Annotated in this window: 15 protein-coding genes; 9 read left to right on the plus strand and 6 right to left on the minus strand. The window is 50.1% G+C overall.

Features of this window, described 5'->3' with window-relative positions:
• Positions 1-37 precede the first annotated feature (37 nt).
• The gene (locus NC981_RS07430; RefSeq protein ID WP_348242276.1) at positions 38-1,675 is read left to right on the plus strand and encodes an acetolactate synthase large subunit; all 1,638 of its coding nucleotides are present in this window, start codon (positions 38-40) and stop codon (positions 1,673-1,675) included.
• Here the strand turns inward: NC981_RS07430 and NC981_RS07435 are convergent.
• Complete coding sequence (locus tag NC981_RS07435) at positions 1,672-2,100, minus strand: hypothetical protein (RefSeq protein WP_348242277.1); 429 nt, start codon at positions 2,098-2,100, stop codon at positions 1,672-1,674. The two genes, NC981_RS07430 and NC981_RS07435, sit on opposite strands and share 4 nt — an antisense overlap.
• Before the next feature lie 7 nt (positions 2,101-2,107).
• Between NC981_RS07435 and NC981_RS07440 the strand changes: the two genes are divergently transcribed.
• The 4 genes from NC981_RS07440 (at position 2,108) to NC981_RS07455 (ending at position 6,716) form a co-directional block, all read left to right on the plus strand.
• The gene (locus tag NC981_RS07440; protein ID WP_190379813.1) at positions 2,108-2,767 is read left to right on the plus strand and encodes a class I SAM-dependent methyltransferase; all 660 of its coding nucleotides are present in this window, start codon (positions 2,108-2,110) and stop codon (positions 2,765-2,767) included.
• A complete protein-coding gene (gene cbiD / locus NC981_RS07445) occupies positions 2,764-3,909 on the plus strand; it encodes a cobalt-precorrin-5B (C(1))-methyltransferase CbiD (RefSeq protein WP_348242278.1) in 1,146 nt (381 codons plus the stop codon). The genes NC981_RS07440 and cbiD overlap by 4 nt, the downstream gene beginning before the upstream one ends.
• 184 nt (positions 3,910-4,093) lie before the next feature.
• The gene (guaA, locus tag NC981_RS07450) at positions 4,094-5,641 is read left to right on the plus strand and encodes a glutamine-hydrolyzing GMP synthase (protein WP_348242647.1); all 1,548 of its coding nucleotides are present in this window, start codon (positions 4,094-4,096) and stop codon (positions 5,639-5,641) included.
• 145 nt (positions 5,642-5,786) lie between these two features.
• A complete protein-coding gene (locus tag NC981_RS07455) occupies positions 5,787-6,716 on the plus strand; it encodes a cation diffusion facilitator family transporter (protein WP_348242279.1) in 930 nt (309 codons plus the stop codon).
• A 73-nt stretch (positions 6,717-6,789) separates the two neighbouring features.
• On the opposite strand, the gene ftsH3 is transcribed toward NC981_RS07455, so the two are convergent.
• On the minus strand, positions 6,790-8,631 hold the full coding sequence (ftsH3, locus tag NC981_RS07460; protein WP_190379816.1) for an ATP-dependent zinc metalloprotease FtsH3: 1,842 nt from the start codon (positions 8,629-8,631) through the stop codon (positions 6,790-6,792).
• A 176-nt stretch (positions 8,632-8,807) separates the two neighbouring features.
• Between ftsH3 and NC981_RS07465 the strand changes: the two genes are divergently transcribed.
• Genes NC981_RS07465 through NC981_RS07475 form a run of 3 tightly spaced genes read left to right on the plus strand, consistent with a single transcriptional unit; the run spans position 8,808 to position 11,700 of the window.
• Complete coding sequence (locus NC981_RS07465; protein ID WP_348242280.1) at positions 8,808-9,992, plus strand: glycosyltransferase; 1,185 nt, start codon at positions 8,808-8,810, stop codon at positions 9,990-9,992.
• Positions 9,986-10,780, plus strand: a complete 795-nt coding sequence (locus NC981_RS07470) for an aminotransferase class IV (RefSeq protein ID WP_348242281.1) — start codon at positions 9,986-9,988, stop codon at positions 10,778-10,780. The genes NC981_RS07465 and NC981_RS07470 overlap by 7 nt, the downstream gene beginning before the upstream one ends.
• A 53-nt stretch (positions 10,781-10,833) precedes the next feature.
• On the plus strand, positions 10,834-11,700 hold the full coding sequence (locus tag NC981_RS07475) for a universal stress protein (protein ID WP_348242282.1): 867 nt from the start codon (positions 10,834-10,836) through the stop codon (positions 11,698-11,700).
• Here the strand turns inward: NC981_RS07475 and NC981_RS07480 are convergent.
• The 3 genes from NC981_RS07480 to NC981_RS07490 form a co-directional block, all read right to left on the minus strand.
• Positions 11,697-13,244, minus strand: coding sequence for a serine/threonine-protein kinase (locus NC981_RS07480; RefSeq protein ID WP_348242283.1), 1,548 nt, complete (start codon positions 13,242-13,244; stop codon positions 11,697-11,699). The genes NC981_RS07475 and NC981_RS07480 overlap by 4 nt on opposite strands.
• 79 nt (positions 13,245-13,323) lie before the next feature.
• Entirely contained in the window at positions 13,324-13,782 is a 459-nt protein-coding gene (locus tag NC981_RS07485; protein WP_190379821.1) for a hypothetical protein, read from the minus strand.
• A 45-nt stretch (positions 13,783-13,827) separates the two neighbouring features.
• The gene (locus tag NC981_RS07490; RefSeq protein ID WP_348242284.1) at positions 13,828-14,943 is read right to left on the minus strand and encodes an anhydro-N-acetylmuramic acid kinase; all 1,116 of its coding nucleotides are present in this window, start codon (positions 14,941-14,943) and stop codon (positions 13,828-13,830) included.
• A 195-nt stretch (positions 14,944-15,138) separates the two neighbouring features.
• Between NC981_RS07490 and NC981_RS07495 the strand changes: the two genes are divergently transcribed.
• Entirely contained in the window at positions 15,139-15,594 is a 456-nt protein-coding gene (locus tag NC981_RS07495; protein ID WP_348242285.1) for a PepSY-like domain-containing protein, read from the plus strand.
• Between the two features lie 60 nt (positions 15,595-15,654).
• Here the strand turns inward: NC981_RS07495 and argJ are convergent, their stop codons facing one another.
• Entirely contained in the window at positions 15,655-16,911 is a 1,257-nt protein-coding gene (argJ, locus tag NC981_RS07500; RefSeq protein ID WP_348242286.1) for a bifunctional ornithine acetyltransferase/N-acetylglutamate synthase, read from the minus strand.
• Positions 16,912-17,237 lie beyond the last annotated feature (326 nt).

Consider the following 17,237-nt stretch of genomic DNA (forward strand, 5'->3'; position numbering starts at 1 on the left):
GAAGCGAATCCCTAGCCCTTTACTTTGGAGGACGAGCATGAACACGGCAGAACTATTAGTCCGGTGTTTGGAAGCAGAAGGCGTTGAGTATATCTTCGGTCTACCCGGAGAAGAAAATCTTCATGTGCTAGAAGCGCTGCAAAACTCATCAATCCGGTTTATCACCACGCGACATGAGCAAGGTGCAGCATTTATGGCAGATGTCTACGGGCGGCTCACCGGAAGGGCGGGGGTTTGTCTTTCCACGTTAGGGCCTGGGGCCACGAATTTGATGACCGGCGTGGCAGATGCGAACCTCGATCGCGCTCCGTTAGTTGCAATCACGGGGCAGGTGGGCACCGATCGAATGCACATCGAATCGCATCAATACCTCGATTTAGTGGCCATGTTTGCGCCTGTTACCAAGTGGAACACACAAATCGTGCGACCCAGTAACACGGCTGAGATTGTTCGCAAAGCCTTCAAGATTGCTCAAACTGAAAAGCCCGGAGCGGTTCACATCGACTTACCGGAAAACATTGCAGCGATGCCTGTAGATGGAAGGCCGCTCACCTCTGACAACATTGAGAAGACCTTTGCTTCGTTCCGCAGTATCGAGAAAGCTGCTAACGCCATCAATGATGCAGCCAATCCATTAATTCTGGTAGGAAATGGGGCAATTCGCAGCAATGCAAGTGAAATGCTGACTAAGTTTGCGACTCGATTAAACATTCCGGTTGCAAATACGTTTATGGGCAAAGGAGTCATTCCTTACCCGCATCCGTTGGCGCTTTGGGCGGTGGGGTTACAACAGCGAGATTATATTAGCTGCGGATTTGATCAAGCCGATTTAGTCATCGCGATCGGCTATGACTTAGTAGAATACTCGCCGAAAAAGTGGAACCCAGGCGGCAGAATTCCGGTGATTCACATTGGCAGTACGCCTGCTGAAGTCGATAGTAGCTATATGCCGATCGCAGAAGTTGTCGGTGACATTTCCGATTCGCTGCAAGAGATTTTGTATCGTTGCGATCGCGATGGCAAACCCGACCCACAAGCGCTCGGCTTACGTCCTGAGATTCGCAGCGATTATGCTCAATATGCGAATGATGATGGCTTTCCGATCAAGCCGCAGAAGCTCATTTACGATTTACGGCAAGTGATGGGTGCAGATGACATTGTGATCTCGGATGTGGGCGCTCATAAGATGTGGATGGCGCGGCATTATCACTGTCATCGCCCGAATACCTGCATTATCTCGAATGGATTTGCGGCAATGGGAATTGCGATTCCGGGCGCGATCGCGGCGAAGTTAGTGCATCCCGATCGTAAAGTGGTTGCAGTCACCGGAGATGGTGGTTTTATGATGAACTGTCAGGAGCTTGAAACGGCGCTGAGAGTTGGAACTGCCTTTGTGACGATTATCTTTAACGATGGCGGCTATGGCTTGATCGAGTGGAAGCAAGAGAACCAGTTTGGACACTCATCGTTTATCAAGTTCGGCAATCCAGATTTCGTCAAATTTGCCGAAAGTATGGGGCTGAAAGGCTATCGGGTTGAATCGGTGGCGGATTTGATTCCAACTCTTAAAGAAGCGCTCGAACAAGACGTTCCCGCAGTGATTGACTGTCCAGTAGACTATCGAGAGAATCTACGATTTACACAGAAAGCAGGCGATCTGAGTTGCCCAATTTAGCCACGCTTCCGAGTGGGGTCGATCGCGGTTAAGTTCCATTCGTCTCCGCTCTGTTGGGCTAATCGCCAAGTTTGAGTTTTTCCTTCGATTTGACGCTGCAGATACAGATCGAAGATGTTATCCACTTGTTTGTCCTGGCGCTTCGACTGCTTCAGGGTGAAATCATACTCGCCTTTAACGTGATACCCATCAAATCCTTCGATTTTGAGCGGAGTTTGATCCGTGATTTTGACGCGATCGATCGTCACTTTCGGAGCGGAAGTGAGTTTAAGCTGCTGACTAATTTCTTGTTGGGTGCGATCGACTGTAATTGCGATCGCTTTTTTCAACACTGCACCCGGAACCGAGTAGCGCCCACCGCAGGCAGTCAAGCCAACTGCAAGGACAATCGCTAGGATAATTTGTATCGCTCGTTTCACGGTCATAGCTCCTATGTTTAAGCAGGCGTTTGGTGTCGATGAGTCTCTCTACCGCTATATTCTCTCAAACTCGCTGCAAGAATCAGACATTCTCGCGCAACTTCGCGAAGAAACGGCACAACTGCCTCAAGCCCGAATGCAGATTTCACCCGATCAAGGTCAACTCATGGCGCTGCTGGTGCGATCGATCCAAGCGAAAAAAGCTCTAGAAGTCGGAGTCTTTACCGGATACAGTTCGCTTTGTGTGGCAATGGCACTTCCTCCCAATGGAAAACTGATTGCTTGCGATGTGAGTGAGCAATATACAACGATCGCCCGCCGCTATTGGGCAATGGCAAATGTTTCAGACAAAATCGAATTGCACCTCGCACCCGCGATCGACACGCTCGATCGCCTGCTTCAAGATCAAACAGAAACTTTCGATTTTGCCTTCATTGATGCGGATAAAGGCAACTATGCAAACTACTACGATCGAGCGATTCAACTGGTGCGCCCTGGTGGATTAATTGCGATCGATAATGTGTTGTGGTCGGGTCGTGTGGCAGACGAAACCGATCACGATAAGATTACCAACACCATTCGCGCCTTTAATGCCAAAGTGGCGCAAGACGATCGCGTCTGGGTCAGCTTATTACCGATCGCCGATGGATTAACGTTAGCCCTGAAGAAATGAAATCTGGATATACCTTACCTGTTTTTGCTTGTGCCTCTGCGATCGCCGCTCTGCACCATCTTCGACACGGAATCGCGATCGATCAGGTTGAGCTTGATTTAATTAATCCGGCTCAAATTGTTCAGATCACGATCGAGCAGGTTGCGAAATTAAGTAAAAATTCTGCGTTAGCAATCACTCGCAGCGATCCGGGTGACAATCTCGACCTCACCCGCAATACGCCTGTTTGGGCAATGGTGGAATTAGAGCCAAGTGCTGCGATTGGGGATCTCGGAGGCCCCCTAAATCCCCCACTCGTGGGGGACTTTGATGTTTCCGATAATGTAGAGAGAATTACGATCGTCGGCGGTGAAGGCGTTGGACAGCGATCGGATCAACAAGCTGCCATCTACGCTTACGCTCAACAGCTAATTCTCACCAACTTAAATCGGTTGCTTCATGCTGGAGAATCGCTGCGCGTCACCTTAATCTTGCCTGAAGGTCGGCAACTGGCAAAACGCACCTCAAACGAAGCGTTCGGAGTCGTTGAAGGCTTATCGCTGCTTGGAACTTCGGGCATTGCTCAACCGCTCAGCGCTCCCGACCAGCTCGAACAATTTCGCGCAGAACTTCAGGAAAAATCAAAGCGATTTGACACCCTCGTTTTTTGCATTGGAGAGAATGGTTTGGATCTTGCCGCAAAATTGGGCATCGATCGCGATCGCACCCTCAAAACTGCGAATTGGATCGGGTCTCTCTTAGTCGAGGCGGGAATTCAGCAAGTGAAATCAATCCTCCTATTTGGCTATCACGGTAAATTAATGAAACTTGCAGGTGGCATCTTTCATACCCATCATCATGTTGCCGATGCTCGACAAGAAATTCTCACCGCTCATGCTGCAAAAGTGGGAATCGATCCAGCAGATTTGCAAGCCATTCTTGCCAGCGCTACGGCTGAAGACGGATTGAAATACTTAAGAAATTTAGGAAAAGAAATCGAAGTTTATACCTCGATCGCCCAAACGATCGACGATCGTGCTCAGCATTACATCTTTACCCACAGTGAGGCAACCGTTGAGGTCGGTAGCATTTTGTTCGATCGTGCTCGGCAGATTTTGGTAAAAAGCAGAAAAGCAACCCAACTGCTTGAGTCCGTTTGCTAATGTGATTAGAATAGCCAGAATATCTAAAACGATTCATTTTTTACCGCTCTTCAAAACGCCCGTTTATCGTCGGTTTGACTCTCGTTCATTTCATCAGGAAACTCCCGTGACTCCACACACTGACCCGTCTGTTCTGGATACCCCGATCGTATCTACTTCAGATTTGGATGCGCTCGATCGTCAAATGATCGTGATTCTCGATTTTGGGTCGCAATATTCAGAACTGATTGCCCGCCGCATTCGCGAAACCCAAGTCTATTCTGAAGTTCTGTCGTATCGCACCACGGTTGAACAGTTGCGCCAACTCAACCCCAAGGGCATTATCCTATCCGGTGGCCCAAATTCGGTTTATGACAATGGCGCACCGCATTGTGATGCGGGAATTTGGCAGCTTGGCATTCCCGTTCTGGGAGTCTGCTACGGAATGCAACTGATGGTGCAACAGCTTGGCGGCAATGTCGAACGCAGCGATCGCGGCGAATACGGCAAAGCAAATCTCGCGATCGATGATCCGACCGATTTGCTTACCAATGTCGAAGATGGCTCGATCATGTGGATGAGCCACGGTGACTCAGTGACGCAGCTTCCATCCGGATTTGAGATCCTCGCCCACACGGCGAATACGCCTTGTGCTGCCATTGCCGAACACGATCGTAAACTCTACGGCGTACAGTTCCACCCGGAAGTGGTGCATTCTCAATACGGACAAGCTTTAATCCGTAACTTTGTCTACCACATCTGCGAATGTGAGCCGACCTGGACAACCGATGCGTTTGTCGAAGAAGCGATTCGCGAAATTCGTGCCAAAGTTGGGGATAAGCGAGTGCTGTTAGCGCTGTCTGGCGGCGTGGATTCCTCAACGCTGGCATTCCTGCTGCATCGAGCGATCGGCGATCAACTCACCTGTATGTTTATCGACCAAGGCTTCATGCGAAAGCTAGAGCCAGAACGCTTAGTGAAGCTGTTTCATGAGCAGTTTCATATTGATGTTGCCTATGTGAACGCTCGCGATCGTTTCTTGGCAGCGGTCGAGGGTATCACCGATCCTGAAGAAAAACGCAAACGCATCGGGCACGAATTCATCCGCGTGTTTGAAGCAGAATCGAAGCGGTTAGGGCCGTTCGATTATCTCGCTCAAGGGACGCTTTACCCGGACGTGATTGAATCTGCGGATACTAACGTTGATCCAAAAACTGGAGAACGAGTCGCAGTCAAAATCAAGAGCCATCACAATGTCGGTGGACTGCCAAAAGATCTGCAATTCAAGCTGATCGAACCGTTGCGGAAACTGTTCAAAGACGAAGTACGAAAGGTTGGTCGATCGATCGGTCTGCCTGAAGAGATCGTCAATCGTCAGCCCTTCCCTGGTCCTGGTCTAGCGATTCGGATTTTGGGTGAAGTGAACGAAGAAAAGCTGAACATTCTGCGAGATGCCGATCTAATTGTGCGTCAGGAAATCAATCGTGCAGGCATTTACCACGATGTATGGCAGGCTTTTGCCGTCTTGCTGCCTGTGCGAAGCGTCGGAGTGATGGGAGATCAACGCACTTATGCTTATCCGATCGTGCTGCGCTGCGTCAAGAGCGAAGACGGCATGACCGCAGACTGGGCGCGAATTCCCTACGATTTGCTTGAAACCATTTCCAACCGCATTGTGAACGAAGTCAAGGGTGTGAACCGTGTGGTTTACGACATCACCTCGAAGCCACCGGGAACGATCGAGTGGGAATAAGTAGAAACGGCACGATCGCCCTTGATTAATTGAGGGCGATCGGACGGTTGCACACGATTGATCATTGCAGAATTTCTCGTAGCGGCGCGATTAATCGCGTCGCTACAATCTGAACCTAGAATTGAGAAGCTGCATTCGACTCGATATGGCACCCCACCACAGGCATCCCCCCGGTCACGGTCATACCCACCGGACTAATTCTTACAATCGCGCTTTTATTGTCAGTGTCACGCTGAATGCTGGTTTTGTCGTTGCTGAAGTGGTGTATGGACTTTTAGCTAACTCTCTAGCGCTGCTTGCGGATGCAGGACACAATCTCAGCGATGTTTTAGGATTATTACTGGCTTGGGGGGCGAGTATTTTAGCGCGTCGTCAACCGACTCCCCGACGCACGTTTGGATTTCGCCGATCGTCAATCTTAGCCGCTTTGCTCAATGCAACGTTTCTCCTCATTGCCTGTGGTGGCATTGGCTTAGAAGCGATCCAACGATTTCACACTCCAGCACCCGTTGAAGGTGGAACGATTATTTTGGTAGCAGCGATCGGGATTGCGGTGAATACGATCAGTGCGTTGATGTTCGTGTCGGGACGCAGCTCTGATCTGAATATTCGCGGCGCATTTTTGCATTTAGCCGCCGATGCGCTGGTTTCGCTGGGCGTGGTGCTAACTGGGATTGCGATTCTGATGACTGGATGGCAGTGGCTTGATCCGATCGTCAGTTTGGCAATTACGATCGTGATTGTGATCGGGACATGGCAACTGTTTCAAGAATCGTTTAATCTCATGCTGGATGCAGTTCCAGAAGAGATTGAACCGCTTGCGGTGCGAACGTACCTTGCAGAGCGTCCTGGTGTCGCTCAGGTGCATGATTTGCACATTTGGGCGATGAGTACAACCGAGGTGGCGCTAACGGCTCATTTGATCACCCCGGCTGGGCATCCGGGAGATGCCTTCTTAGCTGAACTCTGCCGCGAGTTGCATGATCATTTCGGCATCGAACACGCCACAATTCAAATCGAGCTTGGTGATCCAAGTACAGCTTGTGCTGTAGCTTGTGAAGATGCCATCCAATAAATAGAGGGATGCCCCGGTGGAACATCCCTCAAAAAGATTCTATTGGGTTAGAAACTAGGCGAGTATTCAGCGCTTACGCGATCGCTGCAATCTTCACATCACTGGTGCTGAGCAGTTCTTGCAGTTCGTCTGAATCCACCGTTTCTTTCTCAACTAGCATTTCAGCCAGTTTGTCGAGAACCGGACGATTTTGAACCAGAACCGCTTTAGCGCGACGATACGCTTGCTCGACCAAGTTCCGCACTTCGTCATCGATCGCGGCTGCGGTTTCTTCCGAGAAGTCGCGTTCTGCGGCAATGTCCCGACCGAGAAACATATTGCCTTGCTGACGACCAAGCGCTACCGGGCCTAAACGATCGCTCATTCCAAAGCGTGTCACCATCTGCTTCGCCACTCGTGCCACTTGCTGAAGGTCATTCGATGCGCCTGTGGTCACTTCTTCTTCACCAAAGACGATCTCTTCAGCAATCCGACCACCGAGTGCAACTGCCATCTGGTTTTGCAGGTAGGAGCGGGAGTATAAGCCCGAATCCATCCGGTCTTCGCTCGGTGTGAACCAAGTTAAACCACCTGCACGACCGCGAGGAATGATGCTGATTTTTTGAACTGGATCGTAATCGGGCATTAACGCACCGACTAATGCATGACCTGCTTCGTGGTAAGCGACTAGCTCTTTACGCTTTTCGCTCATGACGCGATCTTTCTTCTCAGGTCCAGCGAGGACGCGATCGATGGCATCGTTAATTTCGTCCATCGAAACTTCGGTCAGATTGCGACGAGCCGCCAGAATCGCGGCTTCGTTCAGCAAGTTCGACAAGTCTGCTCCGGTAAATCCAGGAGTCCGACGGGCGATCTTTTCAAGATCAACATCTTTCGACAGGGTTTTGCCGCGAGCGTGGACGTTGAGCACTTCCAAACGACCTGCGTAATCAGGACGATCGACCACCACTTGACGGTCAAACCGACCCGGACGCAAGAGCGCAGCATCCAGCACATCAGGGCGGTTCGTTGCCGCGATGATGATGATTCCGGTGTTGCCTTCAAACCCGTCCATCTCGGTAAGAAGTTGGTTCAGGGTTTGCTCCCGTTCATCGTTTCCGCCACCGAGACCTGCGCCCCGTTGACGACCAACCGCATCAATTTCATCAATAAAGACGATACAAGGTGCGTTGGTTTTTGCTTGCTCAAACAGATCGCGGACGCGGGAAGCTCCCACACCGACGAACATCTCAACGAACTCAGAACCCGAAATTGAGAAGAACGGTACACCTGCTTCACCTGCAACTGCTTTTGCCAGCAAGGTTTTACCGGTTCCGGGAGGGCCGACAAGCAGGACACCCTTGGGAATTTTTGCGCCAATTGCGGTAAAGCGATCGGCATTCTTCAAGAAGTCCACGACTTCATTGAGTTCGAGTTTTGCCTGGTCAATCCCTGCCACATCATTAAATGTGACTTGGGTTTGAGGTTCCATTTGAACTCTAGCTTTGGATTTGCCGAAGTTCATGGCTTGGCTACCCGGCCCGTTTTGAGCACGGCGCAACAGGAAGAATAGACCCACAAGCAGCAAGATCGGGAAGAACAGGCTGCTGACGGCGCGGAGCCAGAAGTCGTTGCCATCGGTTGCAGGCAGGACAGAAATATCGACGTTGTTGCGGGTCAGAATGCTAATGAGTTCGGGGTCGCTGGGTAGATTAACTAGAATCCGGCTACCGTCTTGGGACTGCACCAAGGCGCGCGAGCGATCGGAACTCAAACTTACTTTATTGACGTTATTTTTTTCAACTTCTTGAATAAACTGGCTGTAGCGCCAAGTTTCACGTGTTTGGGGTTGCTTATCAAAGACCGCCGTTGCTAAGGCAATCACGACGATCGCTAAAAGCGCATATAGCCCTGCATTTCTCCACCGCTTGTTCACCGGGGTGTATCCTCCTGAAAATAGGAATGAAAAGGGATCTCAGATTTGTATTGTTAATTTATATTACTGCTTATTAAGGCAGCTTGCATGGATCTGCAAGAAATCTGAGAATCACTGGTTTATCCAATTTAACGTAATGATTTGATAATGGACTTCGATTTCTGGGGCAAATTGCGATGCAGCTAAGCTTTTGTATCATTGTCAAAAATGAAGAGCAGAATTTGCCGCAATGCTTGAGGAGTGTGCAGGATTGGGTCGATGAAATGATTGTGTTAGATACGGGATCGAGCGATCGTACCGTTGAAATTGCTCGATCGTTTGGGGCACAAGTTCACTCTTTTGATTGGTGTAATGATTTCTCAGCAGCGCGGAATGCGTGCTTGAAGTATGCTCAGGGCGATTGGGTGTTAGTGCTGGATGCAGATGAAACTCTAGTGGCTGAAGTTGCGCCGATTTTGCGAAGCGCGATCGAGCAGGAGGAGTATTTAGTCTTTAATTTAGTTCGGAGGGAAGTTGGAGCTGCACAATCTCCGTACTCGCTAGTTTCTCGATTGTTTCGGCGGCATCCTGAACTTTGGTTTTCTCGTCCCTATCACGAGATGATTGACGATCAGGTGCTGTTGTTGTTGCAGCACGAACCGCACTGGAAAATTGGAGCAGTTTCAGAAGTTGCAATTCTGCATGAAGGCTATCAGGCGGACGTGATCGCGGGGCGCGACAAGGTGAATAGAGCACGATCGACCATGGAAGCCTTCCTCGCTGCTCATCCGAATGATCCTTATGTTTGTAGCAAGCTGGGTGCGCTCTATGTTGGAGTGGGTGAAACTGCAAAAGGAATCGAGCTTTTAGAGCGGGGATTATCGGCGGTCGAAGATGCTTCGACAAAATACGAACTGCATTATCATCTGGGTGTTGTGTATTCAGAGCTAAATGAGATAGAGAAAGCGGCACAACAGTATCAGGAAGCGATTCGGCAGGCAGTTCTACCAAAACTTAAGCTAGGAGCAATCAATAACTTTGCAAGCCTGCTGAAGGACTGTGGTGATCTGCAAAATGCAGCGCTTCTTTATCAACAAGCTTTAGACATTGATCCAACTTTCGCGATCGCATATTGCAATTTAGGTGCAACGCTCAAAGCAATGGGACAGTTCACCACCGCGATCGACCATTATCATCAAGCCATTGCACTCAATCCGAACTATGCAGAAGCTTATCAAAATCTCGGTGTGGTGTTGCTGAACCTGGGTCGAGTTCCTCAAAGCTTAGAGGCATTCCGAACTGCGATCGCGCTACATCAACAACAAAATCCTTCTGAAGCTGAAAGACTCAAGCTTGGTTTAAGAGAGATGGGACTATGGTGAAACATTGGTACAACGGCAGCGCGATCGAGGGCGACCAAATTCAACTCTCAATCAATGATCCAGGCTTAATTTATGGTGCAACGACGTTTACAACATTGCGAGTGTATCAATCCCTGGATCACGCTTTAACTCAGTGGGATGAACATTGTGATCGATTGAAGACCACGATCGCAGCCTTTCACTGGCAAGATCCAAACTGGAACAACATTCGCTCTGGTGCAGAATGGATGGCGCTTCACTATCCAACGCTGAGAGTTGTTGTGTTTCCAGATGGGCGAGAATGGATTACGGGTCGATTGCTCCCTTCTGATTTAGCTCAGCGTCAACAGCAAGGCATTACTGCTTGGGTAGCAGAATCAGAACTGAGTCGATCGCTGCCTCAACATAAAACCGGGAACTATCTCGCGCCTTGGCTTGCACTGCAAACCGCGCAGCAATTGAATGCTCAAGAAGCAATTTTGATTGATCAGCATGGAAACTGGCTCGAATCAAGCACGGGGACGCTTTGGGGCTGGAAAGACGATCGCTGGTGGACACCACCTTTAAGCACGGGCATCTTACCCGGATTATTGCGCTCGCGCTTAGTTCCAGAACTATCACCGATCGAGGAAGCTTGGACTGCTGAAGTGGTGAAGGGATTTGAAGCGATCGCCTATACGAACTGTGTGATGGAACTGATTCCGATTCATACGGTGATCGATCGCGACCAAAAGTATCACTACAATTCGGCTCATACAAAATTTCAGCAAATCAGAAATCTCTTTCTGACCAACTCTACCGACTTGTAGGAAGGCGCGGGATGTTGCACAGTTAAGGAAGAATAGCGCGTTATCTAAATTCTATGTTTTACCGGATTTTAATCTGTACTGACTTCAACGATGGACTCCAACGACTGGTACATTTTGTCCCTCAGTTTGCCGCCAGCGGAATGCAGCAAATTGTATTTCTTCATGTCGTGCCGCTCTCAGAAGATCTCGGAGTGCCTAAGGCCAATGCCGAAAAAGTCGCTCGTGCTCAAAAACGGCTTGCTTCTGCACTAGAACAAATTCCCGCAGGAGTCGAAGTCAAAGTCGAAGTACAACCCGGACGCGCTGTAGATGTGATTCCCCGCATCGCCAAAACCTATCAATCCGATGTGATTTTGATGGGAACCCAAAGCCGTAACCTTTTCACCGAAACTCTATTTGGTAGCACCACCGCAGAACTTTCGCAGCGATCGCCCACTCCCCTCATGACAGTGCGCCCTCAACTGATCTCAGCCCTCACCACCGAAGAACTGACCCTGCGCTGTCAGCATCTATTCCGGGGACTGCTGATTCCCTACGACGACAGCAATGCTTCAAAGCACACGATCGCTCAAATTGTTCAACATGCCCAACCTGAAATCCCTCAGACTTGCTACCTTTGTCGCGTCATTGAAGAAGGCGGCAGATTTGCTCCCTCGCCTGCGGAAGAACAACGTTTAATCTCAGAAACCTTAGCGCCTGCTCAAGCCCAACTGCAAGCCGCAGGTATCAAAGCCGAACTCGAACTGCGTCGAGGAAACGCGATCGCTCAAATCCTACAGGCTGCTCAGGATAAAGATGTCAGCGCGATCGCAATCTCCTCTAACAGCAGCAATCGTGGCTTCTACTCTGTTCCTAGCTTTGCAGCAGAACTCTTACGACGAAGTTTGCATCCCGTTTTATTTTTTCCGGCTCCGCGTTAAGCCGTACTTCTGTCGGAATGAACCTGGGTTAAATCCGACAAAACTTTCGGCTTCATCCGCTCAAATTCAGCTTTGAGCAAATCTTTACTGACGGCTGCTTTGCCCACAGATGCCCAGGCTTGGCTGGCAAGCATCCACTCGCGAATTTGCGATCGTTGGGTAGCTGTGGTCTGTACGGGTATCACATAGGCGCAGTGGTGCGGATCTTCGATCGCGAAAAACAGAATGTAATAACTTTCCTTTTCGATCAGGAGACGAGTTAGTTTTTGACCTTGTTCGGTTTTCAAATCCAGAAAACACTTTAACCAGCGCGGGTTGCCGTCTTTATGCTGAATCTGATTGTAAAGCGCTGTCACCCAGAGAACCACAGGATGCGGCGATTGAATGCACAGAAACGTTTTGAAAAACTGATTGTATAGCCGACCGATTTGAATGTTCTCAATTTCCTGCTGAGGTAGCATCACCCATATCGTTGCTGAAGTGTCCTGCTTGGTTTCGAGAACGTGGGGAAAGACAATTTGCGCGATCGGCTTATCTTTGGGCCAAGCGGTGAGTTGGCAAGCATCATCCGCAGAGAGGCGATGTGTACTGCGAGTTAGTGTTGTAACGGGTCGTTTCAGCAACGCCTCACCAATGCGATGACTAATTTGGCGATTGGCATCGTAGCGCTGTTCGAGCGGCTCTAAAGCTTTGAGAATTTCTTCGACCGTTTGAGGACGATCTTGTGGCAGTTTGGCTAAACACCGCATGACCAGGGCTTCTAGTACCTTCGGAACTCTTGTGGAGGGATTTGCCTCGGCAAAACTTTTTGGTTGCTGAAAATGATGCGTTTTGTACCAACCGCCAAACGAATGGGTATCCGCTTGCAGCGGCATTCGTCCGGTTAGCATTTCATAAAACATCACCCCCAAACTGTAGATATCCGATCGCGAATCGAGTTCGCGTCCTTCCATTTGCTCTGGGGAAGAATACGCCAAAGTTCCCATGTAGGAACTGGTTTGACTGCTGTCGGCTTGCATCAATTTGGAAATCCCGAAGTCGAGAACTTTGAGCAATTCTCCGAAACCCGTGTCCTGTGTTACGAGGATGTTGCTAGGCTTGATATCTCGGTGAATGATTGGACAAAGAGCACCCTCGATCGCAATGCCCTGATGAGCGCAGTGTAATCCCGCACAAAGCTGACGCGCCAAACTGAGAAAGCGAGGAAGCGGTAGATTTTGAGCGCTAATCATTTCGCTCAAGCTATTGCCCTCTAAGTATTCCATTACGTAGTAGGGCACTTCTTGGTCATCGACTCCGTAATCCATCACGCGGACGATGTGCATACTTTTGGTGCTGAGGAGCGCACAAGTCCGGGCTTCACTCCGAAAGCGATCGCGCATTTTCCGCGTTAACAGCGTTTGCGACAGAAACTTGACTGCGACGATCACGCCGCCGAGTAGGACATCTTCCGCTTTGTATACCTGCCCCATCGCACCACGTCCGATCAGCTCGATCAGTTGATAGCGATTGGAGAGCAATTGTCCGATTCGAGGGTCAGTCATGCGGCGAGAGATTCAAGCAACGGATAACTTCAGTATGGACACTTGCGTCTTTGAAATAACTTGATGAAGCGGGGGCTGCCTACGTAAGTGGAGCAGCTTGTCGCTCTAGGGTGGCTTCCATCATGTTGGTCAGCGCGTGTCCAGTAAGCATCGTGCTGGCAAGGTAATAGCGATCGTCGCTCAGGCGGTAGAGTGTTTCAAATCCGCTGCGTCGCTGGCGATCGCCCAAAACCCAGTGCCGTTGAACGAGCGATTCAGGCGCAACCCACCCTTCGCCTTCGATGCGTCCCAGAATACTGTGCTGCAACACAAAGGTATAGCGGCGATCGCCCTGGTCAAGCCGTCCTCGATAGTGCAGGGTCATGTCTTCGCGATCGGGTGCTTGAGGAAACGTGAGTTTGGTAATCAGAGTGAACCAGTCATCACGGCTCCAAGCGACGATGAGTTTTCCTTTCATAGCGATCGGGAGTCCGTCACGCTCTAGCCAATTTCCCTGGAGCGTCCAGCGTCCTGGCTCCATTAAAAACGTGTGGTTCACGGCGGTTCTAGGCTAAGTGGCTCCCCATGCTACCATGCAGCGCTCTTAGGCTACGTGGTAGATTTCCCCTAAAAGTACGGGTTGCGGTGCGCCTGTGACCTCCGGGAGATTACCGGGAATTCCGCGATAGCGCCAATATGCCAGGATTGCAAATGCGATCGCTTCTTTAAAGTCGGCGTTCAGTCCAGCTTCGTCGGTTGTGGTAATAATGCTGTCGGGCAGGAAGGCTTGGAGGCGAGCTTTGAGGTAAGTGTTATGACTGCCACCCCCGCAGACTAGGACGCGATCGGGCAGTTGCGGCAGGAATGTTTTGTAGCTGTGGGCGATCGAGGCAGCGGTGAATTCGGTCAGGGTTGCCAAAATGTCAGCCTGACTTAGACCTGCGGCATCGGCTAAACAAGCGTTGAGATAGTCTTGTCCAAAGTGTTCTCGTCCGGTAGATTTGGGCGGCGGCTGCTGAAAAAAGTCTTGCTGTAACCAGCGATCGACGAGTTCTTGATTTGGGGTGCCGCTAGCCGCCCAAGCGCCATCGCGATCGTAAGTTTGATCGGAGAACTGTTGGACTGCCAGGTCGATCAGCATATTTCCGGCTCCCGTGTCCCAACCCCGAATCGGTAGTCCTGATTTTACTGGAGGTAAAAAGGTGACATTGCCAATGCCGCCGATGTTTTGCACACAGCGATATTCGATCGGGTGTCTGAGTAAAGCGGCATCGATCGCGGGAACGAGGGGTGCGCCTTGTCCGCCGATCGCGATGTCTGCTGTGCGGAAGTTGCTGATTGTGGCGATTTTTGTTTGATGCGCGATCGTGGCTCCGCGTCCAAGTTGCAGGCTGTAGCCTAAGCGCTCGGATGGGGGACGATGAAAAACGGTTTGACCGTGTGAACCGATCAGAACGGCTGGCGTTTGGTTGGTTTGAATTCGCAGGGCGGCTTGGGCAAATTGATCAGCGATTTCGTCATCGAGTTCGGCAAGTTCCGCCATTGATAAAGCGGCTCCACTGCAAACCGATAGAATGCGATCGCGTAACTGTGCTGGATAGGGATAGGTTTCACCTGCGATTAGAGTTGCTTGCAAGTCATCTGTAGAGCCAGAGATCTCAACTAGAGCGGCATCAATGCCATCGACGGATGTACCACTCATCAAGCCAGTTATACGCATGGGGTTTGCTGCTTAAAGGTCAGGATTTATTGTGGAGTTGAATGGTTGAAACCGCAATCATTTGCAGAATTGATTCCAGTTTGAAACACAAATTCCGAAATGCTCAATTCCGAAATGCTCAATTTGTAAACGTCTACAAATCAAATTGAAATCAGTGCCTGGGCAGACTAATTTAGAAATCACCTGTCATTCATTATGCTATTCAACTTTTCGGCAGTGCGTCGATCGCATAGATACCCAATTCTGATCGCATCTTTAGCGCTTGCTGGTTGTAGCTCCAGTTATGCAGTTCCAAGCTCTGTTCAGCAAGCTTTCAATCTGAAGTATCCCGGCATAAATGCAAGGTGGGAAGAAAAGCCTTACGGTTATGAAGCAGTTTTTGTAAAGGATGGCAGGGAGTATGAGGCGGAGTTTTCTCGATCGGGGCAGTGGCTCGAAACGGAATACGAGGTGGGAGCTGATCAGTTTTCTGCGATCGTGCTAGAGCGGGTGAGACAGCAATATCCAGAGTATGCGGTGACAAAGCACGAAATTGAACTGACTCCGAACGGTACATTTTATGAGGTTGAAATAGAGCGCGGTAATGAAGAAATAGAGCTTTATTTTGACGAGCGCGGTAATCTGATCAGCAATGCCAACGAGGATGCTTAGGATACGAGAGCGATCGTATGAAGGACGATCGCTCTTTACAGGAGCAGTAATTTGAATGCGCTAAGTTGTATACTCTGCGTTGATTTTCACATAGTCATAACTTAGATCGCAGCCCCAAGCTTTCCCACTGCCTGAACCGTTACCAATGCTTACAGAAATGATCACTGGATGATCTAACGATTGTCGATCGCCTTCTGTACTTCTTGCAGCTTGTTGCTTCAAATATCCACTCGCTGCTGCACGATCGAACGGTTGTGGTTGTCCGTTCTGCATCATCAAAAATTCACCCAGCTTAATTTGCAAGCCTGCTTGATCGAAGGTGACATCTGCTCGTCCGGCTGCACCCGCAATTCTGCCCCAGTTCGGATCGCGTCCAAAAATCGCCGATTTTACCAGCGACGACCCTGCGATCGTTCGCGCCACTCTCCGCGCCGATGCGTCATCGGCTGCACCCGAAACCTGCACTTCAATCAGACAGGTTGCTCCTTCGCCGTCTCGTGCGATCGCTTTTGCCAAATACATACAAACTTCTGTCAGCATCGCTTCGAGCTTTTCTGCTTCGGCTCCCGCTTCGGTAATGGCAGGTGTTCTCGATTGTCCATTTGCTAAAGCAATCAAACAATCATTCGTACTGGTATCGCCATCGACTGTGATTTGGTTAAAACTACGATCGGCTGCCCGACTTAACATTTGCTGCCATAGAGGAGGAGAAACCGCCGCATCGCAAGTGACAAACGCTAACATTGTCGCCATGTTGGGGTGAATCATGCCTGAACCTTTAGCAATGCCACCGATGCGAACCGGACGATCGCCGATTGTCGTTTCGAGCGCGATCGATTTGGGGACTAAATCTGTGGTTGTGATCGCTTTGGCTGCCGCATCGTTTCCGGTTTCGCTCAGGCTTGTGACGAGAGTTGGCACTGCCGATCGCAACGCATCCATTTTGATGCGCTGACCGATGACTCCGGTGGAAGCGAGCAGAATTGTATCTGAAGCTAGATTGAGCGCTTGGGAAATCAGTTGGGCGCTTTCGAGCGCATCAATCATGCCTTGTGCGCCTGTTGCGGCATTCGCTTGTCCTGCGTTGCAGAGAATGGCGCGACAATTTGATTTCGTTTGCAGGCGTTCGCGGCAGTAATCGACCGGAGCAGCGCGGACTTGAGACGTGGTGAAGACTCCAGCTGCGATCGCATCGACTTCGGAGACAATCAGGGCGAGATCTGGTAAGCCAGAGGGCTTGAGTCCAGCCGTGATTCCTGCTGCTTTGTAGCCTTTCGGGGCTGTAATGCCGCCTGCGATTTGCTGCCAGTCTGCCATGATATCTCACCTATGTTCCTGAATCGCGATTATATCGGCAGTCGGGATGAGGGGCTAGAGGTTTAAACAAGAAAAAAGGAGGGTCGCAGTTCGCGAGTCCCCCCATCATCAGGGTGCATCTACTTATCACAGTATGACATTGACAGGGTAAGGGGTGAAACCCCTTCAGTGCAACTTCGTAAAATTTACACCTTATTTTGAAGCAGCTTCACAAAGATCAGTAATCTTACGCTGGGAAAAGCGGTGTCTATAAACTTGTAGGAAAACTCCATTTTTCCAGCAGTTCAGTCGAAAAGCAGATGCCATCGCCTTTTGAGCAAGATCGT

The sequence above is a fragment of the Leptolyngbya sp. DQ-M1 genome (genome assembly GCF_039962505.1).
GTDB lineage: Bacteria > Cyanobacteriota > Cyanobacteriia > Leptolyngbyales > Leptolyngbyaceae > Leptolyngbya.

Coding starts and splice junctions, on each gene's coding strand:
- NC981_RS07490 (WP_348242284.1), bottom strand. CDS start 14,943: ATGCGTATAACTGGCTTGATGAGTGGTACATCCGTCGATGGCATTGAT.
- argJ (WP_348242286.1), bottom strand. CDS start 16,911: ATGGCAGACTGGCAGCAAATCGCAGGCGGCATTACAGCCCCGAAAGGC.
- NC981_RS07465 (WP_348242280.1), top strand. CDS start 8,808: ATGCAGCTAAGCTTTTGTATCATTGTCAAAAATGAAGAGCAGAATTTG.
- NC981_RS07480 (WP_348242283.1), bottom strand. CDS start 13,244: ATGACTGACCCTCGAATCGGACAATTGCTCTCCAATCGCTATCAACTG.
- NC981_RS07470 (WP_348242281.1), top strand. CDS start 9,986: ATGGTGAAACATTGGTACAACGGCAGCGCGATCGAGGGCGACCAAATT.
- NC981_RS07430 (WP_348242276.1), top strand. CDS start 38: ATGAACACGGCAGAACTATTAGTCCGGTGTTTGGAAGCAGAAGGCGTT.
- NC981_RS07475 (WP_348242282.1), top strand. CDS start 10,834: ATGTTTTACCGGATTTTAATCTGTACTGACTTCAACGATGGACTCCAA.
- NC981_RS07435 (WP_348242277.1), bottom strand. CDS start 2,100: ATGACCGTGAAACGAGCGATACAAATTATCCTAGCGATTGTCCTTGCA.
- cbiD (WP_348242278.1), top strand. CDS start 2,764: ATGAAATCTGGATATACCTTACCTGTTTTTGCTTGTGCCTCTGCGATC.
- NC981_RS07455 (WP_348242279.1), top strand. CDS start 5,787: ATGGCACCCCACCACAGGCATCCCCCCGGTCACGGTCATACCCACCGG.
- guaA (WP_348242647.1), top strand. CDS start 4,094: ATGATCGTGATTCTCGATTTTGGGTCGCAATATTCAGAACTGATTGCC.
- NC981_RS07495 (WP_348242285.1), top strand. CDS start 15,139: ATGCTATTCAACTTTTCGGCAGTGCGTCGATCGCATAGATACCCAATT.
- NC981_RS07440 (WP_190379813.1), top strand. CDS start 2,108: ATGTTTAAGCAGGCGTTTGGTGTCGATGAGTCTCTCTACCGCTATATT.